Genomic DNA, 25,952 nt, shown 5'->3' with positions numbered 1-25,952 from the left:
GCGAGTTCCTGACTATACGGTCAACAAATTCGCGTATGCCTCAAAGGGCCGCTGCCACCCCTCATGGGTCCGGCCCTGGAAATAACAATAAAACTCTTGAGGAGTACTCGCTGTGGAAAGCCGCAAATCCGAAGCACCGCCGCTCGAGCTCACGCCGCCATTACGCAATGGCCTGCTGGAGCGTCTGTTCAAACTCAGCTTGCACGGCACCACGGTGAAGACCGAGCTGATTGCCGGTCTGACAACCTTCATCACCATGGCTTACATCATTTTCGTCAACCCGAACATCATGGCCGACGCAGGCATCGATCACGGTGCGGCCTTCGTCGCCACCTGCATCGCCGCTGCGCTCGGTTGCCTGTTGATGGGGCTCTATGCCAATTGGCCGGTAGGGCTTGCACCGGGCATGGGCCTCAACGCCTTCTTCACCTACACCGTGGTCGGCACCATGGGCTACAACTGGGAAACCGCCCTCGGCGCGGTGTTCGTCTCTGGCGTGCTGTTCATGTTCCTGACCTTTTCGCGGATCCGCGAGTGGCTGCTCAACAGTATCCCGGTCAGCCTGCGGTTCGCGATGGGCGCCGGTGTCGGTCTGTTTCTGGGCCTGATCGGTCTGAAGACGGCCGGTATCGTCGTCGACAGCCCGGCGACACTGATCAAGCTGGGTTCGCTGCGTGAACCTGGCCCGCTGCTCGCCGCAATCTGCTTCCTGATGATCGCGATCCTCAGTTACCACCGCGTGTTCGGTGCGATCCTGATCAGCATCATCACCGTCACCCTCGCCGGCTGGGGCCTGGGTTTGGTGCACTACGAGGGCATCATGTCCGCGCCGCCGAGCCTGGCGCCGACCTGGATGGCAATGAACGTCGCCGGCGTGTTCAACGTCAGCATGATCAGCGTGGTGCTCGCCTTCCTCTTCGTGCACATGTTCGACACCGCCGGTACGCTGATGGGCGTGGCCCAGCGCGCCAACCTTGTCGCCGCTGACGGTCGCATCGAGAATCTTTCCCGAGCCATGAAGGCTGACAGCGCATCCAGCGTATTCGGCGCCGTGGTGGGGGTTCCACCTGTGACAAGTTACGTGGAAAGTGCCGCTGGCGTGGCCGCTGGTGGTCGGACTGGTCTTACCGCCGTCACCGTGGGTGTGCTATTTATAGCGGCCATGTTTTTCGCACCGCTGGCTGGCATGATTCCCGCTTATGCCACGGCAGGTGCACTGATCTACGTGGCGATGCTGATGATGGGCGGTATGGCCCACATCGAATGGGACGAAGCGACCGACGCCATTCCGGCGATCGTCACGGCGATCATGATGCCGCTGACCTTTTCGGTCGCCGACGGCATCGCCCTGGGCTTCATCACTTACGTCGCGTTGAAGGCCGGCACCGGCAAGTACAAGGAAATTTCCGTCAGCCTGTGGGTGCTCTGCGCGATCTTCATCGCCAAGTTCATCTTCCTGTAAACGCTGCGCGGTTCAGGCTTCAAACCAGCCTCACCCTCACCGGTGGGGCTTTTGCACATCTCGATAACAACAAAGGAGCAATACGATGAGTCTGGAAACCTGGCTGCTGTTCAGTGGCGCTGCGCTGGTGGTGATCCTGATCCCGGGACCGCTGTCATTGCTGATGATCAGCAACAGTCTGAATTACGGTTTGCGCCGGTCGTACCCCGCGTTCCTGGGTGGCGTGATCGCCTCGATCTGCCTGCTCAGCGCGTCGGCACTTGGCCTCGGCGCATTGCTAATGGCTTCGGAGCAGTTGTTCAGCGCACTGAAAATAGTCGGTGCGCTGTACCTGTTCTACCTCGCCTGGCAGAGCTGGCAGCAGTCGCGGCAGCCATCGACGGGCGCCGAAGTACCTGAGGCTGCACCGGTGCCGCGCTTTCGCACATTGTTCGGACGCGCCTTTGTACTGGGTGCGAGCAATCCGAAGGACATCCTGTTTTTCGCCGCGTTTCTGCCGCAGTTCCTCCGCGCTGAGCAACCTTTTCTGCCGCAATTGCTGATCATGATCGCGACCTGGGTAGTGCTCGATCTGTGCTGCAAGCTGGCCTATGGCCTGGGCGCCCATGGCGCCGCACGTTATCTGCGCAGCGGCAAAGGCCAGAGTTGGTTCAATCGGGTCAGTGCCGGACTATTTGGTGGTGCTGGCGCCGCGTCGTTGCTTGGCAGCCACTGAAAAGCGCCACTATTGATCATCCTGCCGGAACGGACCTCGGGCGGGATGATGTGTTGTTTTGAATCAATTCAACTCGAACAACATTCAATCTTTGATATGCAATAGATAGCAACAACCCCCCGATATACAGCTCTGGAAAAGCCAACGTAATATTCTTCGCCTTAACGACAATTGCCGGAACAAGGAAGTTCTAATGGCCACACTGATAAGCGAAGCAACAGCACAAACCGACCCTTCAATACATGCGGACCTGCAACCTGTTTCCGATACCGTAATAATCATGGATCTGGGCTATGAAGCCAACGAATACAAGCCCTCAACCATCGATCAGAGCCGAACTAACGAAAAATCGAGTCAGTTGCAAATGGTGGACGAAGTTTTCGGCCCTTTCGAAATTGGCGACATTTCGATTACCCGTACTGCACTCGACGGATTAGGCGCGACCATTGATGGTCATCCGTTGAATGGCGAGAACAGTTTCTTTCGCCGCCCCAAACGCTCTTTTATCAATAGCCTGCAGTTCGACGCCAATAAAGTTGAACACTACCTGAAAACTTCAACGGGCAGCGATAGCTACTTGTTGCCCACGCTCCTGTTTGAAATGGCCAGCCAGCGCCCGCTCACCGCTCCCCGGCTCTTGAGGGAGAGTGCTGCAGATACTGTATCCGGCAATTACCGCGACAAACTTGTCAAACTTCTGAGTGCCGCACAGTCGCTTGATCTGCAACACGTGCACGTCCCCAAACATCATCCCCGCTGGGCCGCATTGACCAAAAGTTACGCGACGCTGGGCTCCAGCGTGGGCATCCAGGGCTTCGGCATCTTTATGGGAATTCGCGGCGTTGTCGATGCGATCAAAGCCGAAAACACTGCTGAAATGGCGATAAACAGCGCAGGCATTGTATCGGAGCTGGGCTCCATCGCGGCCGATGTCGCGGTGAGCAAGATAGCCACGCAGATGCTCACAGCCGGGCAAAGTGCTTATCGGGACTTCGCCAAAACCCGCTTTGCACTCAGATTGGGTCGATCGGGAGGGTTGGTCGGCGGCATGCTGACGCTGCCCTTCGACATCTTTACCGCCGTGAGGTCGATGAACGCCGCTCAGAATGCCACCGGCAAAGAAGCGATGGATCACTACGTCAGCGCTGGCCTGAGCATTACCAGTGCAGCCATGACTGTCATCCTCGGGTCCGCCGCGATGGCCGGGTTCTCGTTTGCCGGCCCTGTCGGACTTGCAGCCGGCGCGATCCTCGCCATTGGCTCACAGGTCTACGGTGCGGTGCGTATCGTTGACGATATAGATGACTACATTGAATTGACTGTCGATGAACGGTGGCGTAGCGGTTGGTTTTCGTTCTGCATGATGGAGGTCGATCAAAGCGTTCAAAACCGCTATATCAAGGCAAAGACGCTGTTGCAGCACTCTCTGCAACTGAAAAAGTCCGCCAGAACGCTGCTCGATGGCCCCTTGAAAGAGACCACCGAAGCCATCGTCAACGGCAAGTTCGATGTGCGTCTGAAACCAACGCGGGTCTGGAAACGAAACTGGTGGACCAAACAGGATGCGTGGGAATCGGTCAATGTCCCTGAAGTGGTAGGCACTGATGACATCATTGATGCACGGGCGGGGGTAACAAAAGATACACCCGGCGCGGAGTTGGGGGTCGCCGCAGAGGGCAAGAACGTTCTCTGGTTTATCAGCGAGGGCAACGACTCGATCAGAGGGGTAGAAAAAAACCCAACACCTTCCATTACAAGTCAGGAAAAAAACAACTTTCGGGCGGCGAAGAAAATGACCAATTCCTGTTTGAGAACGCAGCGGACTTCCTTGAAAGGGGTCGCCATGTCGCAGATCATTCGACGCTGAGCGGCGGCGCAGGAAATGACACACTGGTACTCGGCGGCAGCTACTCCTCCCGAAATACCAACAGAACTGGCTATGACGTAGATCTGCTGGCTGGAACATTGCAGATCATCACGAGCGATGTCGATGCCGACAATAACCGGATATCTATCCTGCACAGTTTGCTGGACAGCATCGAAAACGTTGAGACAGTCCATCGCGCGGCAAGCGTGGTAACGGGCTCCGCGCAAAACAACATCATCAAATCCCGGGGCAGCGACAGCATTGAAGCTGGCGCTGGGGACGACCAGATATTTCTCTCTCACGAAAGAGCAAAAGCGTCGGGAGGCGCCGGCACCGATCAATATTACATTGCGCATGTGGCGGGCCGTTTTTCCATTGTCGATGATGGTGAACAGACCAGCTACATCGTCATGAACTGGCGCAAGGAGTTGATTGAATCCTTTGATATCGAGGGTAACGACCTGGTCATCCGCTCAGGTTTCGAAACGTCTGACCACCTCAAAAACGTGTTGACCATTCATGACGTTTATACGAACACCGAACACACTAGAAAGCTGAGCAACAAAAACCTGGTTTTCGTAACCAGCGATGATTTCCATTTCAGACTTGATCTGCCAGACACAATCCCGGACGGCCACACCGTAGAAATAACCGAAATCTTCCTCAAACGTGGAAAACCGGTAAACCCGATCATTATTTATGCAGCGGAATGCTGGATCCGCCACCGCAAACCCGCTGCCTATTACGTCCCGAGAACCGGCAAGACAACCACTTTTTACGCAGTTTTACGTTCTGATGTCATTACCCGGATATATCTGGATTTCCGCAGCGACGAGCTGACAAAAGCGGAGGCGCATTTTTTCTCGGACAAACCCAAGTCATATCACCTGACTGTTGGTTGCCATCTCGTCTATCACTTCGGCGCGAAAAGCATCAAGCTCAATTATTACTCCGCTGCGCGTAACGAAGACGATCACGACAATATTACGAAGATCCTGCGCACCATGGCTGTTCGTCCGTTCAGCCGTTACGTATTGATCTTCAAGGATGGCGTCGTTGCAGATGCCGAGCTTACAGCGCAAACCGAAATCGCACCTGCCTTTACGGATTTCACGGTATCGCGGGATTGGGTGACCCAGATGAAACTGCCGCTCGAGGTTCGCTCTCCGCGCTACTTTCACAATCTGGCTGAAAAAGCAGCTGAACCGATGGGCCGTACAAGAGTTTGCGCAACGCCGATTCGACTGGCCGTGCAAACCGACATGGACAACTACGAAGGAGAAGGTTCGAGTTATCTCATCCACGTACTCCCGGACATGACCATCAAACTCTCGACTCCCGGCGCACTTGCCGATGCCAAAGTTCGCCTGCCCTATTCATCCACTTGGGAACTTGATGCAACGCAGCTCGGCAAGGTCGAAATAAGGCTGGAAGAAAACCGACTCTCCATCGGCACAACCACTTTTTATCTGCCGGTCTATGGAAGCGAAGATCTGATAGATCAAATCCGCGTTATTACCACCGGTGGAGTTGTGCACACGGTCGATCTGGTCTTTGATCGCATTTATCTGGATGGGCTTGATGCACGTTTTTTCGAAGAGCCCGACGCCTCAAAAGCGCTCCCGCCATATCTTGCCGCATTGGCCAACGACGAAGTCAAAGTCTGGAACGTTATCTGCGTCAACGACGAAACCGCGCGCGTGGGCTACAACCTGGCCGCCCATGGCTGGGTATTGCGTGCCGACAAATCCCGCATCGAAAAGTCTGCGTTAAGAGTAGTGAATCGCTGCAGTCACCAGACCAACATTTTCCGCCCTGTTTCGCTGATGAAAGTGCCTCCCGCGTAATTCGCGGTAACCCGTCAACAAACACCCTTTTTTTATCAGCGTACTGTCTACGCGGCACCCGCACGCGTCTGCGCGCTCTTTTTCCGAGTATTTCCCATGGCCAAATCACCCAAAAAAATCCCGACCATAAAATCGCCCGATTCGCCCGATGCCACACATCCCGGATCACCGCCCCTCGTCAAAAATGTGGGTCTGGACATGCCTGACGCCCTGCTCCTGGGCATCGATTCGCCGGCGATCAGCCAAGCGCCAGCCACCTCTGCCGCAGCCAACGCAGTGCCCACGGTCAGCCTTCATGCGTTGCCAGAAGCAGCGCATGATTTCAGCGCCACTCGGACCGCAATCGCCTGGCCGCAAGAGCGCTTCCACGAATTGGTGCCGGTGACGCAGAACGATGGCTTGTTCACTGGACCGGATCAGCGCACCTACGCTCAAATCGCCAATGAAGGCCAGTTTGTCGTCGAGCAGGACGGGCAAGGCAACTACCATGTGCCACTGACCTTCGCGCCCGGCGTGCCCGGCCTGCCTCTGACGCGAACCGAGGGTCAGGCGATCTGGCAAATCCAGCGGCCCGAGAGGCCCTCCAACCGGCCTGCGTCCTCCACACCACACTTGCCCTCATACATCTCGCCGGCCGACGCCATGACGTTGACCAAGCCGGAAATGGCGACAGAAGGCCTTCGTTACAACAGACTCAGGCAGACCTTCGTAACCACGGTAGACGGCACCGTCATGGTGCGCAAAAACCAGGACGGTGAATATCAACAAGCGTTTGCCTCAACGACCAATGCACCCGACGTTTTCTTCGAGCAAATCCCCGGCACCGTTTTCTGGCGGCGAAAAACACCCGGGACGAAGCCATCAGGTACCAAGCCCGAAGCCAGCCAGTCCGACAACGCAGTACCCGGCCCGAGCAAGCGTCCACGACTTGCCGAGGCCACAGAAACACTTACCGCGTCGAAAGCCACGACTCCGCCTGAGGAGCTGACCCCATATTTCTGGCTGCCCCGGGGGCACCTGAACAAACCTGTGCACATCGAATCGGTACAGCTTGGCTGGCTGCATTATCCAATCGTCCCTGTCGGCTCGAACACGACACCCAAAGTGTATTTCGTATGTCATCCCGAGTTTGTCCCGACAGATTTCAATACTTTCGAAAGCATGCTGATAAACATGCCCGAGCGACAGCCGGTAGCGACTTTTCGCATCGGCAGTGATCCGGGTGAGGTCCATCCGGGCAAACGTTTTTTTGAAGAGCCGATATCAACGTCCGTCGCTCGCGCGTTCCCCGATTTCTCTGAAGCAACAGCAAGGGCCGTCGCCCGCAGGTTGTTCGAACTCGCCGATCACTCCGAGACGATTACCGGCACCGGATTGATCAATGTCCAGGCCGTTCTGCATCAGTGGAAACAACTGCCGTTTTCCACAGCTCCCGATTTTGCCGACCCGCTGAACATGCTGGCCGTTGCGCCGGACATCGACCTGGGAAGCAAACGGCTTATTCCGATGCCTTCCCAGACCGACAGCGAATTGCAACGCCTGAGCTTCGATCCGCAGCATTTCCCCTCTGCCTGGAATCATTACAAGACCTATCCCTCGGATCTGAATCTGCGGCGATTGCTCGGCGCGTTGCTGGTCGGCTGTGGTTACGAGCTGTTTCCACTGACTTATGAGCACAGAATGCCGACGCTGGTCTTCAAACGAGCCGGTCACGATCAGATCTTCTTTTTGAAACTGGGTGCGATCAGTCAGGCCGGCCTGACTCATGTGCCTGGCAACGAACTGGCGGAACCGGGCTTGCCCGCCAGAATCGGTCAGGACGCCTTCAAGGCACTGACCGATGCAGCCGCGCAGAACAAAGTGGTATGGCTGATCGGGGGCGTATTGAAGGTCGCGTCCACGCCAGATTCGGTATTCATTATCCGCGAGCGCTGAGCCGCTACCCGCCTGCACCGGCAGATGAGCTGTAAACAGGCATAAAAAAAGCCCGCAGTGTGAGCGGGCGAAAGACCAAAGAAGCTATATGCGCAGTCGCTTCCCGGTGGGGGCAGCTGCTTGGGGGTCAGCTGCCCCGATACGTGGAATAGCTGTAAGGCGAAATCAGCAGGGGCACGTGATAGTGCTCCTGCTCGGCGGAGATGCCGAAACGCAGCACCACCACGTCCAAGAAGGCCGGCTCGGGCAGTTGCACGCCCCGGGCGCGGTAGTAATCGCCGGCATGGAACTGCACCTGATAAACCCCGGTGCGGTAATCATCGCCCTGCAGCAGCGGCGCATCGACCCGGCCATCACTGTTGGTTGTCGCACTGGCGACCAATTCCAGGTGCGACCCTTCAACGCGGTACAGCTCGACCTTGATCGAGCTGCCCGGGCAACCGTGTGCAGCGTCCAAAACGTGTGTTGTCAAACGTCCCATTGATTCTGCGCGCCCGGCCGCAACAAGCGGTCAGACTTCGCGCCTCCCGAAGTCAGTTGAAAAGGAGACCGCACCGTTTCGGAGCACGAAACGCTGCGGCGAGCGACTGATTAAGACACTTTTCAAAAAAATTGTACACAATAAAAACGACATTTTTCGCCTTACCCCCGCCATCCGGGCCTTTATCGCCAATCTGTAGCCAAAGCGCCTGATCATTGAACCTTCTATTCATTAGCTGACTGGTCAGGCAGGTTTCTTGCAGGCCGGAACCATTAACAGCAAAAGATGACGGCCGGTGAAAAATGCGAAAATTCAGGCTTACAAAATGTAAATAAAGTTGTATACAATCAGCCCATCGCTGTGACGCCAGCCTGCCAGGCCGCCACACCAATCTGTCAACGTACAAGAAGGAAGACTGCAGTGAGCGCTGACTACCCACGCGACCTGATCGGTTACGGCAGTAACCCTCCTCACCCACACTGGCCGGGCAATGCCCGGATCGCCCTGTCCTTCGTGCTCAATTACGAAGAGGGTGGCGAGCGCAATGTTCTGCACGGCGACAAGGAATCCGAAGCCTTCCTCTCCGAGATGGTCGCTGCCCAGCCGCTGCAGGGCGCGCGCAACATGAGCATGGAATCGCTTTACGAGTATGGCAGCCGCGCCGGCGTCTGGCGCATTTTGAAGCTGTTCAAGGAATTCGATATTCCGCTGACCATCTTCGCCGTGGCCATGGCCGCCCAGCGTCACCCGGACGTGATCCGTGCGATGGTCGAGGCCGGCCACGAAATCTGCAGCCACGGCTACCGCTGGATCGACTACCAGTACATGGACGAAGCGCAGGAACGCGAGCACATGCTCGAAGCGATCCGCATCCTCACCGAACTGACCGGCGAACGTCCGCTGGGCTGGTACACCGGCCGTACCGGGCCGAATACCCGTCGGCTGGTCATGGAAGAAGGCGGTTTCCTCTACGACTGCGACACCTACGACGACGACCTGCCCTACTGGGAACCGAACAACCCGACCGGTAAGCCGCATCTGGTGATCCCCTACACCCTCGACACCAACGACATGCGTTTCACGCAAGTGCAGGGTTTCAACAAGGGTGACGATTTCTTCGAATACCTCAAAGACGCGTTCGACGTGCTCTACGCCGAAGGTGCCGAGGCGCCGAAAATGCTTTCGATCGGTCTGCACTGCCGCCTGATCGGCCGTCCTGGTCGCCTCGCTTCGCTCAAGCGCTTTATCGAATACGCCAAAAGTCATGAACAGGTGTGGTTCAGCCGTCGCGTCGACATCGCGCGTCACTGGCAAGAAACCCACCCGTACCAAGGGACTGCAAAATGAGCCGCTTTCAAACCCTGCAACCGTCGACCCTGAGCCGCGACGCTTTCGTCAAAGCCTTCGCCGACATCTACGAACATTCGCCATGGGTGGCCGAAAAGGCCTACGACCTCGGTGCGGACGCTTCGATCGACGAGATCGAAACCCTGCATCAGCGCATGAGCGATATCCTGTTGAGCGCCGATCATGCCAGCCAGCTGGCCCTGATCAACGCTCACCCGGACCTGGCCGGCAAAGCTGCCGTCCAGGGCCAACTGACCGAAGCCAGCACCAATGAACAGGCTGGCGCCGGTATTCACCAATGCACGGCCGAAGAGTTCCAGCGCTTCACCGAGCTGAACGACGCCTACAAAGCCAAGTTCAAGTTTCCCTTCATCATGGCGGTAAAAGGCAGCAACCGGCATCAGATCCTCGCGGCGTTCGAAACGCGCATCAACCATTCGGTGGAAGCCGAGTTCAAATGCGCGCTGGCGGAGATCAACAAGATTGCCCTGTTCCGTTTACTGACTCTTTAGCAAGCCTGGCCCGAGCGTGAATGAACGCGCAAACGCCCAGGGCCCTGCGAGCATCCCCAGCCAACTTATCAAAGGCAGACAAGAAGAATGAAAGCTTACGCCGTACCTTTCGAAAAATACGTCAACCTGGCCGACGCCCGTCTGGGCACCAAAATCATCTCGGTCACCGATGACTGGTTCGCAGACGCCAATCGTCTGTTCCAACCGACCCCGGCCGTATGGAAGGAGGGCGTGTTCGATGACAACGGCAAGTGGATGGACGGCTGGGAGTCGCGCCGCAAGCGCTTCGAAGGTTTCGACAGCGCGGTGATCCGTCTGGGCGTACCGGGCTCGATCAAAGGCGTGGACATCGACACTTCATTCTTCACCGGTAACTATCCGCCATCCGCCTCGCTGGAAGCCTGCTTCCTGGCGTCGGGCGAGCCGGATGAAAACACCCAGTGGACCGAAGTGCTGTCGGCCGTCGAGTTGCAGGGCAACAGCCACCACTACCACGAAATCAGCAACGACAAAGCGTTCAGCCACCTGCGCTTCAACATCTACCCGGACGGTGGTGTTGCCCGTCTGCGTGTGTACGGCATTCCGTTCCGCGACTGGTCTGCTGTTGGCGACAACGAGCAAGTGGACTTGGCCGCAGCCCTCAATGGTGGCCGCGCCCTCGCCTGCTCCGACGAACACTTCGGCCGCATGAGCAACATCCTCAACCCGGGCCGTGGCATCAACATGGGCGACGGCTGGGAAACCGCGCGTCGTCGCACGCCGGGCAATGACTGGGTGATCGTCGCGCTGGGTCATCCGGGCGAGATCGAGAAGATCGTCGTCGACACCCTGCACTTCAAAGGCAACTACCCGGACACTTGCTCGATCCAGGGCGCGTTCGTGAAAGGCGGCACCGACAGCCAGATCGAAACCCAGTCGCTATTCTGGCGCGAACTGCTGCCAAGCCAGAAGCTGGAAATGCACGCCGAACACACCTTCGTCGAGCAGATCAAGGCACTCGGCCCGATCACCCACATCCGCCTGAACGTGTTCCCGGATGGTGGCGTGAGTCGCCTGCGTGTACTCGGCAAGGTCGCTAAATAGGGTTGAATCCGTTCGCGAGCAGGCTCGCTCCCACAGGGAATAGCATTCCAAAGGTGGGAGCGAGCCTGCTCGCGAAAGCGTCAGAACCAACAAAACAGAATTCGGAAAAGAAGAACAGCATGCGCACACTGACGATTGAACCGCTGACCAAAGAAGCCTTCGCCCCTTTCGGTGACGTGATCGAAACCGACGGCAGCGATCACTTCATGATCAACAACGGTTCGACCATGCGCTTCCACAAACTGGCGACGGTCGAAACCGCGACGCCTGAGGACAACGCAATCATCAGCATTTTCCGCGCCGACGCGCAGGACATGCCGCTGACCGTTTGCATGCTGGAACGCCATCCGCTGGGCAGCCAGGCTTTCATACCGCTGCTCGGCAACCCCTTTCTGATCGTGGTCGCGCCAGTTGGCGATGAACCTGTATCAGGCTTGGTCCGCGCCTTCGTCACCAACGGCAGGCAGGGCATTAATTACCATCGCGGCGTTTGGCACCACCCGGTGCTGACGATCGAAAAGCGGGATGACTTCCTGGTGGTTGATCGCAGTGGCACAGGCAATAACTGCGATGAGCATTTTTTCAAAGAGGATGAGCGGTTGATCCTCGCCCCCCACCAATAAGAGAAGGTCTGATCACTCGACAACAAGAGTGACAGGCGAGAGGTAAAGACTGTGGAAGCACATCTGTTGGAATGGCTGAACCTGAGCGTGCGCTGGGTTCACATGATCACTGGCGTGGCCTGGATCGGCGCGTCGTTCTACTTCGTCTGGCTGGAGAACAACCTCAACCGCGTCAACCCGAAAACCGGTCTGGCCGGTGATCTGTGGGCGATCCACGGCGGCGGCATCTACCACCTGGAAAAATACAAACTGGCCCCACCGTCCATGCCGGACAACCTGCACTGGTTCAAGTGGGAAGCCTACTTCACCTGGATGTCGGGGATCGCGCTGCTGTGCGTGGTGTTCTACTCCAATCCGGTGCTCTACCTCGTCGCACCCGGCAGCGGCCTCAGCGGTCCTGAAGGCGTGGCCATCGGTATCGGCTCGCTGATCGTCGGCTGGTTTGTCTACGACTTCCTCTGCGATTCGGCCCTGGGCAAGAAACCCGCCCTGCTCGGCTTCATCCTGTTCGTGCTGATCATTGCCGCCGCCTATGGCTTCAGCAAGGTGTTCAGCGGTCGTGGTGCGTACCTGCACGTTGGCGCGATCATCGGCACCATCATGGTCGGTAACGTGTTCCGCATCATCATGCCGGCGCAACGGGCACTGGTCGCGGCGATCGCCGAGAACCGCACGCCTGATCCGGCCCTGCCGGCCAAGGGCCTGCTGCGTTCGCGACACAACAACTACTTCACCCTGCCGGTGCTGTTCATCATGATCAGCAACCACTTCCCGAGCACTTACGGCAGCCAGTACAACTGGTTGATCCTCGCCGGGATCGCAGTGTTGGCGGTGTTGGTGCGTCACTACTTCAACACCCGTCACGACAGCCACAAGTTTGCCTGGACCCTGCCGGTGGCAGCGGTGGGCATGATCTGCCTGGCCTACGTCACTGGTCCGACGCCGATGTCGACTGCACCTGAAGTGGCCAAGGCGCCAGCGAAAATCGAGTACCAACCGCTGCCGGAAACGGCACTGGGCGGTGGCGCGAAGCCGGCCGAAGCGGCGCAACCTGCGGCACCCGCAGCTCCTGCGGCGGCACCCGCGCAAGCCTCGAATGCCGGCCCCGGTTTCGACAAAGTGCACAACGTGATTCAAGAGCGTTGCACGGTGTGCCATTCGTCCAAGCCGACCAGCCCGTTGTTCAGCGCAGCCCCGGCCGGAGTGATGTTCGACACCCCCGAGCAGATCCGCCAGAACGCCGCGCGCATTCAGGCGCAAGCCATCACCACGCAGATCATGCCACTGGGCAACATCACCCAGATGACCCAGCAGGAACGTGACCTGATCGGTGCCTGGATTGCCCAGGGAGCGCAAACCAATTAATCGTTAAAAGCATCGCTGGCAAGCCAGCTCCCACAGGGTTTTGCATAACCTGTGTGGGAGCGGGCTTGCCCGCGAATGGCCGCTCCGCGGTCTGCCTGATGCAAAGAAACAGCTGCAAGCAACCCGGCAGCTGTTAATCACAAGAATAAAAAAGATCCGAGGTGTTGCATGTCCGAGCTGTCCAAAGCGCGCATCCCCGACGCACCCGCCATTCAGCGTTTGCCCCTTTTGCAACTGATCCTGGTCGGTCTGCAACATGTTCTGCTGATGTACGGCGGTGCCATCGCGGTGCCGCTGATCATTGGACAGGCCGCTGGCCTGAGTCGTGAAGAAATCGCCTTCCTGATCAACGCCGACCTGCTGGTCGCCGGCATCGCCACCATCGTGCAGTCGCTCGGCATCGGCCCGATGGGCATTCGCATGCCGGTGATGATGGGCGCCAGTTTCGCTGCGGTCGGCAGCATGGTGGCCATGGCCGGCATGCCCGGCATCGGTCTGCAAGGGATCTTCGGTGCGACGATAGCTGCCGGTTTCTTCGGCATGCTGATCGCGCCGTTCATGTCCAAGGTCGTGCGTTTCTTCCCGCCACTGGTGACCGGCACGGTCATCACCTCGATCGGTTTATCGCTGTTCCCCGTGGCCGTGAACTGGGCCGGTGGCGGTGTCGACGCCGCGCAATTCGGTTCGCCGATTTATCTGGCCATCGCTGCGCTGGTGCTGGCGACCATTCTGCTGGTTCATCGCTTCATGCGCGGATTCTGGGTCAATATTTCGGTGCTGATCGGCATGTGCCTGGGCTATGTACTGTGCGGCGTGATCGGCATGGTCGACCTCAGCGGCATGGCCAGCGCACCGTGGATTCAGTTCGTCACCCCACTGCATTTCGGCATGCCGAAATTCGAGCTGGCACCGATTCTGTCGATGTGTCTGGTGGTGGTGATCATCTTCGTCGAGTCCACCGGGATGTTTCTCGCGCTGGGCAAGATCACCGGCCAGGAAGTCTGCCCGCGCATGCTCCGTCGTGGCTTGTTGTGCGATGCCGGCGCGTCGTTCTTCGCCGGTTTCTTCAACACCTTCACCCACTCCTCGTTCGCGCAGAACATCGGCCTGGTGCAGATGACCGGTGTGCGCTGCCGTTCGGTGACAATCGTTGCCGGTGGCCTGCTGATCGTCCTCAGCCTGTTGCCGAAAGCGGCGTTTCTGGTGGCATCGATTCCACCGGCGGTGTTGGGCGGCGCGGCGATTGCGATGTTCGGCATGGTCGCGGCCACTGGCATCAAGATCCTGCAAGAGGCCGACATCGGTGACCGCCGCAATCAGTTGCTGGTCGCGGTAAGCATCGGCATGGGCCTGATCCCGGTGGTACGTCCGGAATTCTTCGCCCACCTGCCGCTGTGGATGAGCCCGATCACCCACAGCGGCATCGCCATGGCCACCCTCAGCGCGCTGACGCTGAACCTGCTGTTCAACATCCTCGGCGGCAAGGAGCGTGCGGCGATCAATGATTGCCATGCTCACTGATTGAAACCACCACGCCACCTGTGGGAGCGAGCCTGCTCGCGAAAGCGCTGTGTCATTCAACATTGATGGCGACTGACACAACCGCTTCGCGAGCAGGCTCGCTCCCATAGGGACTACGCAACTGCTTGTGCCTCAAACAATAAAAACAACAGGAAGCAACAGATGATCCGCACGCAAAGCAACGTTCTGTTGAGTGGCGGCCTGCTGGCCGCGAGTCAGGCCATGGCCGGCGATCTGCTGCTGTGGCAGAGCAACAGCCTCAGCTATCTGTACGGCAAGAATTTCGCGATCAACCCCTCGTATCAGCAGACGGTCACCTTCGAGCACGCCGACAAGTGGAAGTACGGCGACAACTTTCTGTTCGTCGACAAGATCTTCTACAACGGCAAGGAAGACCCGAACAAAGGGGCGCATACTTTCTACGGCGAGTTCACCCCGCGTCTGTCCTTCGGCAAGATCCTCGACCGCAAGATCGAGTTCGGCCCGATCAAGGATGTGCTGTTGGCGATGACCTACGAGTATGGCGAAGGCGAAACCGAGGCCTATCTGATCGGCCCCGGCTTCGACCTGAAAGTGCCCGGCTTCAACTACGTCACCCTGAACATTTTCCGCCGCCAGACCGAAGGCCCGCGCCCCGGCGATGGTGTCTGGCAGATCACCCCCGCGTGGTCCTACAGCTTTGCGCTGGGCAATTCCGATGTGCTGATCGACGGCTACCTCGACTGGGTCGTCGACAACGACGAAAACTCGCGCGGCACCTACCACGCCAACCTGCACATCAATCCGCAGATCAAATACGACCTCGGCAAAGCCATGGGCTGGAGCCAGAAACAGCTGTACGTCGGCACCGAGTACAGCTACTGGAAGAACAAATACGGCATCGAAAACAGCCACGCGTTCGATACCAACCAGAACACCGCCAGCCTGCTGCTGAAGGTGCACTTCTGAGATGGCCCGCAACCGTGCGCCATGCTTGCCGTCGGTGCTCTGTTGCGGGGCACTTGAGCGTTGGCCGAGGAGTCAGTATTCTCCGCGGCCTTCCGAATTCGCTCTAAAAAAAAGCCTGAATTCAATTTCTGACCGAAAAGCCAACTTATCCCGGCTGCGGTCAGTCCTGAGGCATCCCGAAAACACGCTCGTCGACTGTTTTTCAGCAGCCGAACGGGCGTTTTTTGGTTTTTCAAAAGCCTTGGCGCAGCTTTTGCTACCAGCATTCAAAGCTGACCGATCGGATGAAATTTGCGGTACGAAAAAAGGCGCCACATCAGAGCGCCGATCTTAAAAAAATAACGTGGAACACCTACTTTGGGAGCAACCGAATGAAACGTATGTGCACCAGCCTGATGCTGGCCGGATCGATGTTCGCCGGCGGCCAGGCGATGGCCGAAGGCCTGCTGCAGTGGCAGAACAACAGCCTGACCTACCTGTATGGCAAGGACTTCCAGGTCAACCCGCGCATTCAGCAGACCGTGACCTTCGAGCACGCCGATGCCTGGAAGTATGGGGACAACTTCCTGTTCATCGACAAGATCTTCTACAACGGCAAGGATGATGGCGGCGTCGGCTCCAACACCTACTACGGCGAGCTCAGCCCGCGCCTGTCGTTCGGCAAGATCTTCGATCAGAAACTGGCCTTTGGTCCGGTGACTGACGTGCTGCTGGCCATGACCTACGAGTTCGGTGAAGGCGATACCGAGTCGTACCTGATCGGTCCGGGCTTCGACCTGGCGATTCCAGGCTTCGATTACTTCCAGCTGAACTTCTACCAGCGTCACACCCAGGGCGCACGCGCCGGTGACAATGTCTGGCAGATCACCCCGGTGTGGTCCTACACCATCCCGGTGGGCAAATCGAACATCCTCATCGACGGCTTCATGGACTGGGTGGTCGACAACGACTCCAATTCCAAGGGCGACTACCACGCCAACCTGCACTTCAACCCGCAGGTCAAATACGACCTGGGCAAGGCGCTGAATTTCGGCGAGAAGCAGTTGTATGTCGGTGTCGAGTACGACTACTGGTCGGACAAGTACGGGATCAAGGACAGCCAGTACTTCAAGACCGATCAGAGCACCACAAGCTTCCTGGTCAAGTTCCACTTCTGACCCTGAAAGCTTCGCGAGCAGGCTCGCTCCCACATTCAGACCGAGTTCCAATGTGGGAGCGAGCCTGCTCGCGAAGGCCTCACCGCAGATTTCAGGCAGGAGCCACCGCTTCCGATATCCGCAAAAACCGGCACAGCTCCTCGCGCTTGGCCAACGCATCCCGCCGCCCCAACTCGATCAACTCGCTGCAATACCCCGCCTCGAACAGCAGGTAACTGAGCACCCCCGCCCCGCTCGTCTTCGTCGCCCCCGGCCCACGCAGAAACAGGCGCAAAGCCGCCGGTAACTCCTGGCGATGCCGCGCGGCGATTTCGTCGATCGGCTGACTCGGCGCAATCACCAGCACTTCCACGGGCGCCACACCCAGCGCGCGAGTGGGTGTGCCGGCCGGGAGCAAATGACTGAACTGATTCAGACGCTGCAGCAACTCGATATCGCTCTCCAGACTGTCGATGAACGTGCTGTTGAGCATGTGCCCGCCAATCTGCGCCAGAGTCGGTTGCTGGCCGCTGTAGGCGCGCTCCAGCGGCTGCTGCGGATCGACGCCGCGCGGGTTGCCGCTGACGCCCACCACCAGCACGCGACTGGCCCCCAGATGCAGCGCCGGGCTGATCGGCGCCGACTGGCGCACTGCGCCGTCACCGAAATATTCCTCGCCGATTTTCACTGGCGCGAACAACAGCGGAATCGCCGAACTGGCCAACAGGTGATCGACCGACAATTGCGTCGGCACGCCAATACGGCGGTGCCGCAGCCAGGCGTCGATGGTGCCGCCGCCCTGATAGAACGTCACCGCTTGCCCCGATTCGTAGCCAAAAGCGGTCACCGCTACCGCGTGCAATTGCTTGCGCGCGATGGATTCGGCGATGCCGGGCAGGTGCAGTTTTTCCTCGAGCAGCTCGCGCAGCGGCGAACTGTTGAGCAACGCCACCGGCATCTGCCGACCGAGGCCGAGCAGGCTGTGGCTGACAAAACGGCTGGCCTGATGGATGACCCCGGGCCAGTCGCTGCGCAACACGCGGTGGCTGCGAAAGCCCTGCCAGAACTGGGTCAGGCGTTCGATGGCAGCGCGAAAATCCATGGCACCGCTGGCCAGGCTGACCGCATTGATCGCCCCGGCCGAGGTGCCGACGATCACCGGAAACGGATTGTCCGCACCGACCGGCAGCAACTCGGCAATCGCCGCCAGCACCCCGACCTGATAAGCCGCCCGAGCCCCGCCGCCGGAAAGAATCAAACCTGTGACCGGTTCAGCAGGACTCATCGCAACACTCCACAGTGCTTGTCAGTACGGGTGAATCAACGACGCTTGGGATAAAGCTTCGGCTCGCCCGGTGGGCGACTCTTGAAGCGCCGATGCGCCCACAGATACTGCTCGGGGCAGGCACGCAAAGCACTCTCGACCCACTGATTGATGCGGATGCAATCGGCCTCCTCGCTCTCGCCGGGGAAATCTTCCAGCGGCGGATGAATCACCAGACGATAACCACTGCCGTCGGCCAGACGTTCCTGAGTGAACGGCACCACCAGCGCTTTGCCCAGCCGTGCAAACTTGGTCGTCGCAGTGACGGTGGCGGCCTGAATGCCGAACAGCGGCACGAAGATGCTCTGCTTGGCGCCGTAATCCTGATCCGGCGCATACCAGATCGCCCGTCCCGAGCGCAGCAGTTTGAGCATGCCGCGCACGTCATCGCGCTCCACCGCCAGCGAATCGAGATTGTGCCGCTCGCGGCCACGGCGCTGGACGAAGTCGAACAAGGGGTTTTTGTGTTCGCGGTACATGCCGTCTATGGTGTGCTGCTGGCCGAGCAGCGCCGCGCCGATTTCCAGGGTGGTGAAATGCGCGGCCATGAGGATCACGCCTTTGCCTTCGCGCTGGGCTTTCTGCAGATGTTCAAGGCCTTCGACGTGGGCCAGTTTCGCCAGACGCTCGCGCGACCACCACCAGCTCATCGCCATCTCGAAGAAGGCGATGCCGGTGGAGGCGAAGTTTTCCTTGAGCAGGCGTTTGCGCTCAGCGGCGGATTTTTCCGGGAAGCACAACTCAAGATTGCGCCGGGCGATGGTTCGCCGGTCGCTGGCGACGCGATACATCAACGCGCCCAAAACTCGACCGATGGTCAGCAGCGCCGGATACGGCAACTGCACGATCAGCCACAAAAGCCCCAGGCCGCACCAGAGCGGCCAGAAGCGCGGAGCAAGATATGCTTTTCGAAAACGCGGGCGATCCATTAAAGCTTCCGTAAATACAGTGGCCGCGCATTCTACATCGTTCGACCCGGCTTGCGGCTCGCGGGCGTTCTCGTTATAAGTCTCGGCACTTTTAGTGACAAGCCGTTGTATGCCGACATGAGCCAAACCGACCCGTTAGACCAAGATCCCGTATTCCAGCTCAAGGGCAGCATGCTGGCCATCACTGTGCTGGAACTGGCCCGTAACGACCTCGAAAGCCTCGATCGGCAATTGGCCGCCAAAGTCGCCCAGGCGCCGAATTTTTTCAGCAATGCACCGCTGGTTCTGGCTCTGGACAAACTGCCGCCGAATCAGGGCGCGGTTGACCTGCCGGGGCTGATGCGCGTCTGCCGTCAGCACGGTCTGCGTACCCTGGCCATTCGCGCCAGCCGCATCGAAGACATCGCCGCCGCCATCGCCATCGACATCCCCGTGCTACCGCCCTCCGGCGCCCGCGAGCGTCCGCTGGAGACGCCGGAAGCCGAAGTCAAAAAGAAGCCGGAAAAGCCGCCTGAGCCGACCGTCAAACCGACCCGCGTAATCACCACGCCAGTACGTGGTGGCCAGCAGATATATGCCCAGGGTGGCGATCTGGTCGTGGTCTCATCGGTCAGTCCGGGGGCGGAACTTCTCGCCGATGGCAACATCCATGTATACGGCCCGATGCGCGGCCGTGCGCTGGCCGGCGTCAAAGGTGACACCAAGGCACGGATTTTCTGTCAGCAATTGAGCGCTGAACTGATCTCCATCGCCGGTCATTACAAGGTCTCCGAGGATTTGCGTCGCGATCCGATGTGGGGCTCGGGCGTCCAGGTCAGCCTGTCAGGCGACGTGTTGAACATCATTCGGCTTTAACGGATACTGCCGCATTTTCCAAGCATCTCTAAAACGTAGCGAAAACGGCTCAAACGAAGTAGGAAAAAGGCCCAAAGCCAAATTCCAGCCAAGGCTGTCCGACTGCAGTAGTTTTCAAGAGATGTTTTTCAGGGGCTGAACAGTCCTTCTTCCTTAGGGGTGAAACACCTTGGCCAAGATTCTCGTGGTTACATCCGGCAAGGGTGGTGTGGGTAAGACCACCACCAGCGCCGCTATCGGTACCGGTCTCGCTCTGCGCGGCCACAAAACAGTGATCGTCGACTTCGACGTGGGCTTGCGTAACCTCGACCTGATCATGGGTTGCGAGCGCCGCGTGGTGTATGACTTCGTCAACGTGGTAAACGGCGAAGCCAACCTGCAACAGGCACTGATCAAAGACAAGCGCCTGGAAAACCTCTACGTACTGGCGGCCAGCCAGACCCGCGACAAAGACGCGCTGACCGTCGAAGGCGTGGAAAAAGTCCTGATGGAGCTCAAGGAACAATTCGAGTTCGTCGTCTGCGACTCCCCGGCGGGCATCGAGAAAGGTGCGCACCTGGCCATGTATTTCGCCGATGAAGCGATCGTCGTGACCAACCCGGAAGTCTCCTCGGTACGTGACTCGGACCGCATGCTCGGCCTGCTGGCGAGCAAATCGCGCCGTGCCGAACGTGGCGAAGAGCCGATCAAGGAACACCTGCTGATCACCCGCTACCACCCGGAGCGTGTCGAAAAGGGCGAGATGCTTGGCGTTGAAGACGTCAAGGAGATCCTCTCGGTGACCCTGCTCGGCGTCATTCCGGAATCCCAGGCGGTACTCAAGGCTTCCAACCAGGGCGTGCCGGTGATTCTCGACGACCAGAGCGATGCCGGTCAGGCTTACAGCGATACCGTCGACCGCCTGCTGGGCAAAGAAAAAGCCCACCGATTCCTCGATGTCGAGAAGAAGGGATTCTTCGAGCGCCTGTTTGGAGGTAGGTAATGAACCTTTTTGACTTCTTTCGTGCCAACAAAAAGCCAAGTACCGCCTCGGTAGCGAAAGAGCGTCTACAGATCATCGTGGCGCATGAGCGCGGCCAGCGCAGCACGCCGGATTACCTGCCAGCCTTGCAGAAGGAACTGGTCGACGTGATCCGCAAGTACGTCAACATCGGCAACGACGACGTACATGTTGCACTGGAAAGCCAGGGCAGTTGCTCGATTCTGGAACTCAACATCACCCTGCCCGATCGCTGAGTCGATTTGGCAGTCGCTACGGCGGCTCGGGCTGTTGATGCTCGTGTAGGAGCTGCCGAAGGCTGCGATCTTTTGATCTTCAAAGTCAAAAGATCGCAGCCTTCGGCAGCTCCTACAGAGTTATCAGCAGTCCCGAGCCGCCGTTGGCATTTGTTACGAGGCTGTTTTAATGCCGCTGTCCAACATCCGCATCATCCATGAGGACGCCGCCGTACTGGTGGTCGACAAACCGACCCTGCTGCTCTCGGTGCCCGGTCGCGCTGACGACAACAAGGACTGCCTGATTACCCGCCTGCAGGAAAACGGCTACCCGGAAGCGCGCATCGTTCATCGCCTGGACTGGGAAACCTCCGGCATCATCCTGCTGGCCCGTGACGCCGACACTCATCGCGAACTGTCGCGGCAGTTTCACGACCGCGAAACCGAAAAAGCCTACACCGCTTTGGCCTGGGGTCAGCCGGAGCTGGACAGCGGCAGCATCGATCTGCCCCTGCGCTACGACCCACCGACCAAGCCACGGCATGTCGTCGATCACGAATTCGGCAAGCATGCGCTGACCTTCTGGAAGGTGCTGGAACGTTGCGGCGACTGGTGCCGTGTCGAACTGACACCGATTACCGGCCGCTCGCATCAACTGCGCGTGCACATGTTGTCGATCGGCCATCCGCTGCTCGGTGACGGACTCTACGCCCACGAGCAAGCGCTGGCGGCCTGGCCGCGTCTGTGCCTGCACGCGAGCATGCTCAGCTTCACTCATCCGCAGACCGGCGAGCGCCTGCGCTTCGAGTGCCCGGCTCCGTTCTGAATTGCGTGAATACTTTGGAAGCCCTTCCTGGTGAAGGGCTTTTTTGTCCTGCCAAAAATCCACCGGCAATATATTGACGTAAAGAACTGTCATAAAATTGTAATCAAATATAAAATCATGGCACTTCGATATCAGGCAGGAGGCCTTTCCGTGTTCTGCAGCAAAACACTTCAATCCGAATACCCGATCATCTACGCATTCGGTAACACGACCCTGCACTTGAGCGAAGCACCCAGCATCCAGGCACGCCAGGCCCTGGAGCAGCTCATTAAAAAACGCCGCGCGCACAAACTGACCCGAGCCAGCGCACCGTTATCGTCCTGTGACACACCACTATTTGCCAAGGTCCAGCCATTGGACACGTTCAAGGCAAAGGTGCGGGTGAGCCTGAACAAACCGCAACGCAACGGGCGCTTCGACTGGCCGCTCGAAGAACTGATGAATTCCCTCGAAGCTCAGCGCCGGGGCGTGGAGATGCCTCCACTGAAGGGCTATGGCTATACCCGCAGCAGACTAGGCCTGACCGAGGAGTTCTTCCTGCTGACTCACCTGCTCGAAGGCCATATGGATGGGGCCGAGTGCATCAGACGCAATCCCGAAAACATCGAAGCCTTTATCCTCGACGCGTTTCAACTGCTCAGCTCGCTCGCCAGCAAGAACATCACCCACATGGATTTCTGGGTGGGCAACATCATGGTGCCCGAGCAAACGCAAAGGCCACTCAAAGCCATCGACTTTGAAAACTGCTTCGCAGGCCCGACCGCGCACGCAAGTGAAACACTCGGTTTTCAACTCGGCTTCTTCTATCGTCGGGATATCTACAAATTCATCACCGAAGCCGCCTACGATCGCCTGGTAGATCAATACCTCAGTGCACTGCCTGGCTTATCGAGAGACAGGTTCGAGGCTGTCTATCAGTTGAGCAAACATGAATACGTCGGTCGCAAGCAACGCCGTGAAGTCTTCCTCTCTGGCAGATTGATCACCGGTTGACGCCCTCCCTGGCAACACTTTGAAGCAAGTGCCCGGCCTGCAAATCAGCGGAGCAATACGGTAAACTCGCGCCCCCCGCCGTATGGAGCCGCTTATGCGCGAAGCCTTCCCCCCCTGGAAAAAGTACCGCACCAGCTGCTCTACCTGATCTATGGCGACAAAGACGTTTATCGGCGCGAGGCAAAATTCAGCATCCTCACCGCCCTGGCACAACTGCAGCCAGGTGAATCATTGTGCATCCGAGTCCTGACCGATCATCCGCAGGACTATGCCGGCTGGCCGGTCGATACCGTCCCTTTGAGCGAGCAGACCCTGATCCAGTGGCAGGGCGAGAACGGCTACCACCACCGCCGCAAAGCGTGCGCCATTGCGCTGGGCCTGACACTCGCCGAAAAAACCCTGTTTGTCGACACCGATACGCTGTTTCTCGGTTCGCCGCACCGGCTGTTCAGCATGATCACGCCCGGCCGTTACGTGATGGACCGCTTCGAATATGACTGGAGTTACGTCTGTAACCGGGCGGACTACGAAAGACTCGCGCGCTGCCTGCAAGTCCACGGCATCTCGTCGACGAACAGCTTCAAGCTCTACAACAGCGGCTTGTGCGGCGTCACCGATGGCGATGCAGCGCTGCTGGAGAAATCGGTCCGGCTGATCGATGAGTGGACGCAGGGTTCGTTCGACATCCATACGATCGAACAGATTGCACTGTCTTTTGCCATGCGCGACCAGCCGATCCAGGAAGCGAAGAAATTCATCTATCACTACTTCGCCGACAAGAACTTCTTCCACGCCATGCAGAAACATTTTTTCGCCCGTTACGGCGAGGCCTTCCACCCCGAACTGCCAGAGCTGTGCAACGAGGTTCCGCGCAGCAAACCCGTTCCCTCAACCTGGGAGCGCCTGCGCATCAAGTGGAAGCTGCGCAAAAAGCGCGGCGGCATGAAGAAAGTCGGCCGGGCGTTGCTGTTCGGCAGTGCTGCACCTGCCCACCCGTATTACGAGATCTGCCGTCACGAATGGTGGGAATCGGCGTCGCGGGAAATCCTGCGTTGGGACAGCGTCACGCAAAAGGCCTTCTTCGGCAGCGGCAAGGGCTGGCCGAAGCACCTGCCGAAACCCGCCAGAAAGGATGATCAACAAGCCATCATTGCCTACCTGCGCAAGCGCATCGATCAGCACTCCTGAGCGTGCTTGCGCAAACCACTTGCCCAATGGCGCTGAGTGATGCGTTAAACTGCCGCCCATTGCTGTCTGGAGTTTCTTATGCGCGCAGAGTTGAACCAGGGCCTGATCGACTTTCTCAAGGCCTCCCCTACCCCGTTCCACGCCACCGCCAGCCTCGTTCAGCGTCTGGAGGCCGCCGGTTATGTGCGCCTCGACGAGCGCGAGCCATGGTCCACCGAGGCCAACGGCCGCTATTACGTTACCCGTAACGACTCCTCGATCGTCGCGATCAAAATGGGCCGCAACTCGCCACTGCACGACGGTATCCGTCTGGTCGGCGCTCACACCGACAGCCCGTGTCTGCGGGTCAAGCCGCAACCGGAACTGCAACGTCAGGGCTTCTGGCAACTGGGCGTCGAAGTCTACGGCGGCGCGCTGCTGGCGCCGTGGTTCGACCGCGATCTGTCGCTGGCCGGCCGCGTGACCTTCCGCCGTGACGGCAAGGTCGAGAGTCAGTTGATCGACTTCAAGGCACCCATCGCGATCATTCCCAACCTGGCCATTCACCTCAACCGTGAAGCCAACCAGGGCTGGGCGATCAACGCGCAGACCGAACTACCGCCGATCCTGGCGCAATTCGCCGGTGACGAGCGCGTCGATTTCCGCGCCGTGCTCACCGACCAACTGGCCCGCGAACACGGTTTGAACGCCGACGTGGTGCTGGATTACGAGCTGAGTTTCTACGACACGCAAAGCGCTGCGGTGATCGGCCTGAACGGCGATTTCATTGCCGGTGCGCGTCTGGACAACCTGCTGTCGTGCTACGCCGGCCTGCAAGCGTTGCTCACCGCCGAAACCGACGAGACCTGCGTGCTGGTCTGTAACGACCACGAAGAAGTCGGCTCGTGCTCGGCGTGCGGTGCCGACGGCCCGATGCTCGAACAGACTCTGCGCCGCCTGCTGCCAGAAGGCGACGAGTTCGTCCGCACGATTCAGAAATCCCTGCTGGTCTCCGCCGACAACGCCCACGGCGTGCATCCCAACTATGCAGACAAGCACGACGCCAATCACGGCCCGAAACTCAACGCCGGCCCGGTGATCAAGGTCAACAGCAACCAGCGCTACGCCACCAATAGCGAAACTGCCGGTTTCTTCCGCCATCTGTGCATGGCCGAAGAAGTCCCGGTGCAAAGCTTCGTGGTGCGCAGCGACATGGGCTGCGGCTCGACGATTGGCCCGATCACCGCCAGCCATCTGGGCGTGCGCACCGTCGACATCGGCCTGCCGACCTTCGCCATGCATTCGATTCGCGAGCTGTGCGGCAGCCATGACCTGGCGCATCTGGTCAAAGTGCTCAGTGCGTTCTATGCCAGCCGTGAATTGCCGTAACGGCTGACAAGCTTCGCGAGCAGGCTCGCTCCCACAATGGAATGCCATTCACCTGTGGGAGCGAGCCTGCTCGCGAAATCGCCTGTGCAGACAGCAGAATCCTCCCGGCCTGATGCATTCCTGAGCCACATCACACCCCGCCTCGAAAACCCGCCTAGACTGCAAACATCCCCCACAGACAAGGCAGTCTTCATGATCTCGATGTCCTCCTTCCACGCCATGCTCATTCCCATCCTCAGCGGAATGATCCTGCTGGCCATCGGCTTCAACTTCCGCGACAAGAACGCCGGGGTGTTCGCCATGTGGATCGGCATGCTGATGATCCTCGCCACGGTGGTCTACAAGATCCTCGCCAAACTCAACGAATGACCGCGCCCGGCTCGCATTGAGCCAAAGGGCCTCGTACACTCCA

General features: G+C 58.7%; 24 protein-coding genes. 21 read left to right on the top strand and 3 right to left on the bottom strand.

The window, feature by feature from the left end; translation table 11 throughout:
* Positions 1-112: 112 nt before the first annotated feature.
* The 5 genes from AB4N73_RS03540 (at position 113) to AB4N73_RS03520 (ending at position 7,826) form a co-directional block, all read left to right on the top strand.
* Positions 113-1,462, top strand: a complete 1,350-nt coding sequence (locus AB4N73_RS03540; RefSeq protein WP_024012217.1) for an NCS2 family permease — start codon at positions 113-115, stop codon at positions 1,460-1,462.
* Between the two features lie 85 nt (positions 1,463-1,547).
* A complete protein-coding gene (locus AB4N73_RS03535; protein ID WP_041479336.1) occupies positions 1,548-2,177 on the top strand; it encodes a LysE family translocator in 630 nt (209 codons plus the stop codon).
* Between the two features lie 193 nt (positions 2,178-2,370).
* The gene (locus AB4N73_RS03530) at positions 2,371-4,044 is read left to right on the top strand and encodes a hypothetical protein (RefSeq protein WP_460142920.1); all 1,674 of its coding nucleotides are present in this window, start codon (positions 2,371-2,373) and stop codon (positions 4,042-4,044) included.
* A gap of 98 nt (positions 4,045-4,142) precedes the next feature.
* Positions 4,143-5,891, top strand: a complete 1,749-nt coding sequence (locus AB4N73_RS03525; protein WP_460142919.1) for a hypothetical protein — start codon at positions 4,143-4,145, stop codon at positions 5,889-5,891.
* Between the two features lie 96 nt (positions 5,892-5,987).
* Positions 5,988-7,826: a hypothetical protein gene (locus tag AB4N73_RS03520; protein ID WP_460142918.1), complete on the top strand. Its 1,839-nt coding sequence runs from the start codon at positions 5,988-5,990 to the stop codon at positions 7,824-7,826.
* Between the two features lie 127 nt (positions 7,827-7,953).
* On the opposite strand, the gene uraH is transcribed toward AB4N73_RS03520, so the two are convergent.
* Entirely contained in the window at positions 7,954-8,307 is a 354-nt protein-coding gene (gene uraH / locus AB4N73_RS03515) for a hydroxyisourate hydrolase (protein WP_041479332.1), read from the bottom strand.
* A 420-nt stretch (positions 8,308-8,727) separates the two neighbouring features.
* Between uraH and puuE the strand changes: the two genes are divergently transcribed.
* The 8 genes from puuE (at position 8,728) to AB4N73_RS03475 (ending at position 16,863) form a co-directional block, all read left to right on the top strand.
* A complete protein-coding gene (gene puuE / locus AB4N73_RS03510; protein WP_056784025.1) occupies positions 8,728-9,654 on the top strand; it encodes an allantoinase PuuE in 927 nt (308 codons plus the stop codon).
* Complete coding sequence (gene uraD / locus AB4N73_RS03505; protein WP_252877737.1) at positions 9,651-10,166, top strand: 2-oxo-4-hydroxy-4-carboxy-5-ureidoimidazoline decarboxylase; 516 nt, start codon at positions 9,651-9,653, stop codon at positions 10,164-10,166. Before puuE ends, uraD begins: the two co-directional genes overlap by 4 nt.
* Before the next feature lie 87 nt (positions 10,167-10,253).
* Positions 10,254-11,249 carry an allantoicase gene (gene alc, locus AB4N73_RS03500; protein ID WP_016773759.1) on the top strand — a complete coding sequence of 332 codons (996 nt, stop codon included), beginning with the start codon at positions 10,254-10,256 and terminating at the stop codon, positions 11,247-11,249.
* Positions 11,250-11,368: 119 nt separating this feature from the next.
* Complete coding sequence (locus AB4N73_RS03495; protein WP_016773758.1) at positions 11,369-11,872, top strand: ureidoglycolate lyase; 504 nt, start codon at positions 11,369-11,371, stop codon at positions 11,870-11,872.
* A 51-nt stretch (positions 11,873-11,923) separates the two neighbouring features.
* Entirely contained in the window at positions 11,924-13,237 is a 1,314-nt protein-coding gene (locus AB4N73_RS03490; RefSeq protein ID WP_016773757.1) for a urate hydroxylase PuuD, read from the top strand.
* A gap of 168 nt (positions 13,238-13,405) precedes the next feature.
* Positions 13,406-14,758 carry a nucleobase:cation symporter-2 family protein gene (locus AB4N73_RS03485; RefSeq protein ID WP_039763799.1) on the top strand — a complete coding sequence of 451 codons (1,353 nt, stop codon included), beginning with the start codon at positions 13,406-13,408 and terminating at the stop codon, positions 14,756-14,758.
* A 162-nt stretch (positions 14,759-14,920) separates the two neighbouring features.
* On the top strand, positions 14,921-15,706 hold the full coding sequence (locus tag AB4N73_RS03480; protein WP_460142917.1) for an outer membrane protein OmpK: 786 nt from the start codon (positions 14,921-14,923) through the stop codon (positions 15,704-15,706).
* 371 nt (positions 15,707-16,077) lie between these two features.
* On the top strand, positions 16,078-16,863 hold the full coding sequence (locus AB4N73_RS03475) for an outer membrane protein OmpK (RefSeq protein WP_056784020.1): 786 nt from the start codon (positions 16,078-16,080) through the stop codon (positions 16,861-16,863).
* Positions 16,864-16,954: 91 nt separating this feature from the next.
* Here the strand turns inward: AB4N73_RS03475 and AB4N73_RS03470 are convergent, their stop codons facing one another.
* Both AB4N73_RS03470 and AB4N73_RS03465 read right to left on the bottom strand, forming a co-directional pair.
* The gene (locus AB4N73_RS03470; protein ID WP_041479321.1) at positions 16,955-18,127 is read right to left on the bottom strand and encodes a patatin-like phospholipase family protein; all 1,173 of its coding nucleotides are present in this window, start codon (positions 18,125-18,127) and stop codon (positions 16,955-16,957) included.
* A 35-nt stretch (positions 18,128-18,162) separates the two neighbouring features.
* On the bottom strand, positions 18,163-19,095 hold the full coding sequence (locus tag AB4N73_RS03465) for a lipid A biosynthesis lauroyl acyltransferase (protein ID WP_041479319.1): 933 nt from the start codon (positions 19,093-19,095) through the stop codon (positions 18,163-18,165).
* A 117-nt stretch (positions 19,096-19,212) separates the two neighbouring features.
* Here AB4N73_RS03465 and minC point away from each other — a divergent pair, with 117 nt between their 5' ends.
* The 8 genes from minC to AB4N73_RS03425 all read left to right on the top strand — a co-directional run bounded on the left by minC (position 19,213) and on the right by AB4N73_RS03425 (position 25,909).
* A complete protein-coding gene (gene minC, locus AB4N73_RS03460; RefSeq protein WP_041479318.1) occupies positions 19,213-19,950 on the top strand; it encodes a septum site-determining protein MinC in 738 nt (245 codons plus the stop codon).
* Positions 19,951-20,119: 169 nt separating this feature from the next.
* Positions 20,120-20,932 (top strand): septum site-determining protein MinD, encoded by an 813-nt coding sequence (gene minD, locus AB4N73_RS03455; protein ID WP_056784017.1) that lies wholly within the window; start codon positions 20,120-20,122, stop codon positions 20,930-20,932.
* Positions 20,932-21,186 carry a cell division topological specificity factor MinE gene (minE, locus tag AB4N73_RS03450; RefSeq protein ID WP_003223146.1) on the top strand — a complete coding sequence of 85 codons (255 nt, stop codon included), beginning with the start codon at positions 20,932-20,934 and terminating at the stop codon, positions 21,184-21,186. Before minD ends, minE begins: the two co-directional genes overlap by 1 nt.
* Positions 21,187-21,355: 169 nt before the next feature.
* Positions 21,356-21,991, top strand: coding sequence for an RluA family pseudouridine synthase (locus AB4N73_RS03445; RefSeq protein ID WP_024012204.1), 636 nt, complete (start codon positions 21,356-21,358; stop codon positions 21,989-21,991).
* A 150-nt stretch (positions 21,992-22,141) separates the two neighbouring features.
* Positions 22,142-22,984 carry a protein kinase family protein gene (locus tag AB4N73_RS03440; RefSeq protein WP_460142916.1) on the top strand — a complete coding sequence of 281 codons (843 nt, stop codon included), beginning with the start codon at positions 22,142-22,144 and terminating at the stop codon, positions 22,982-22,984.
* 114 nt (positions 22,985-23,098) lie between these two features.
* On the top strand, positions 23,099-24,172 hold the full coding sequence (locus tag AB4N73_RS03435; RefSeq protein WP_460143571.1) for a hypothetical protein: 1,074 nt from the start codon (positions 23,099-23,101) through the stop codon (positions 24,170-24,172).
* Positions 24,173-24,250: 78 nt separating this feature from the next.
* Complete coding sequence (locus AB4N73_RS03430; RefSeq protein WP_016773748.1) at positions 24,251-25,540, top strand: M18 family aminopeptidase; 1,290 nt, start codon at positions 24,251-24,253, stop codon at positions 25,538-25,540.
* A gap of 192 nt (positions 25,541-25,732) precedes the next feature.
* A complete protein-coding gene (locus AB4N73_RS03425; RefSeq protein WP_016773747.1) occupies positions 25,733-25,909 on the top strand; it encodes a hypothetical protein in 177 nt (58 codons plus the stop codon).
* Positions 25,910-25,952 lie beyond the last annotated feature (43 nt).

This window comes from Pseudomonas sp. S3_B08 (assembly GCF_054667725.1).
The sequence above is the reverse complement of the archived record's forward strand: the minus strand, read 5'-3'. Positions and strand labels throughout refer to the sequence as shown.

Bases quoted from the DNA above. Each gene is read 5' to 3' on its own strand.
- AB4N73_RS03485 (WP_039763799.1), top strand. From the start codon at position 13,406: ATGTCCGAGCTGTCCAAAGCGCGCATCCCCGACGCACCCGCCATTCAG.
- minE (WP_003223146.1), top strand. From the start codon at position 20,932: ATGAACCTTTTTGACTTCTTTCGTGCCAACAAAAAGCCAAGTACCGCC.
- AB4N73_RS03535 (WP_041479336.1), top strand. From the start codon at position 1,548: ATGAGTCTGGAAACCTGGCTGCTGTTCAGTGGCGCTGCGCTGGTGGTG.
- AB4N73_RS03470 (WP_041479321.1), bottom strand. From the start codon at position 18,127: ATGAGTCCTGCTGAACCGGTCACAGGTTTGATTCTTTCCGGCGGCGGG.
- AB4N73_RS03430 (WP_016773748.1), top strand. From the start codon at position 24,251: ATGCGCGCAGAGTTGAACCAGGGCCTGATCGACTTTCTCAAGGCCTCC.
- uraH (WP_041479332.1), bottom strand. From the start codon at position 8,307: ATGGGACGTTTGACAACACACGTTTTGGACGCTGCACACGGTTGCCCG.
- AB4N73_RS03465 (WP_041479319.1), bottom strand. From the start codon at position 19,095: ATGGATCGCCCGCGTTTTCGAAAAGCATATCTTGCTCCGCGCTTCTGG.
- uraD (WP_252877737.1), top strand. From the start codon at position 9,651: ATGAGCCGCTTTCAAACCCTGCAACCGTCGACCCTGAGCCGCGACGCT.
- AB4N73_RS03495 (WP_016773758.1), top strand. From the start codon at position 11,369: ATGCGCACACTGACGATTGAACCGCTGACCAAAGAAGCCTTCGCCCCT.
- AB4N73_RS03475 (WP_056784020.1), top strand. From the start codon at position 16,078: ATGAAACGTATGTGCACCAGCCTGATGCTGGCCGGATCGATGTTCGCC.
- AB4N73_RS03530 (WP_460142920.1), top strand. From the start codon at position 2,371: ATGGCCACACTGATAAGCGAAGCAACAGCACAAACCGACCCTTCAATA.
- AB4N73_RS03480 (WP_460142917.1), top strand. From the start codon at position 14,921: ATGATCCGCACGCAAAGCAACGTTCTGTTGAGTGGCGGCCTGCTGGCC.
- AB4N73_RS03445 (WP_024012204.1), top strand. From the start codon at position 21,356: ATGCCGCTGTCCAACATCCGCATCATCCATGAGGACGCCGCCGTACTG.
- AB4N73_RS03425 (WP_016773747.1), top strand. From the start codon at position 25,733: ATGATCTCGATGTCCTCCTTCCACGCCATGCTCATTCCCATCCTCAGC.
- minC (WP_041479318.1), top strand. From the start codon at position 19,213: ATGAGCCAAACCGACCCGTTAGACCAAGATCCCGTATTCCAGCTCAAG.
- alc (WP_016773759.1), top strand. From the start codon at position 10,254: ATGAAAGCTTACGCCGTACCTTTCGAAAAATACGTCAACCTGGCCGAC.
- AB4N73_RS03520 (WP_460142918.1), top strand. From the start codon at position 5,988: ATGGCCAAATCACCCAAAAAAATCCCGACCATAAAATCGCCCGATTCG.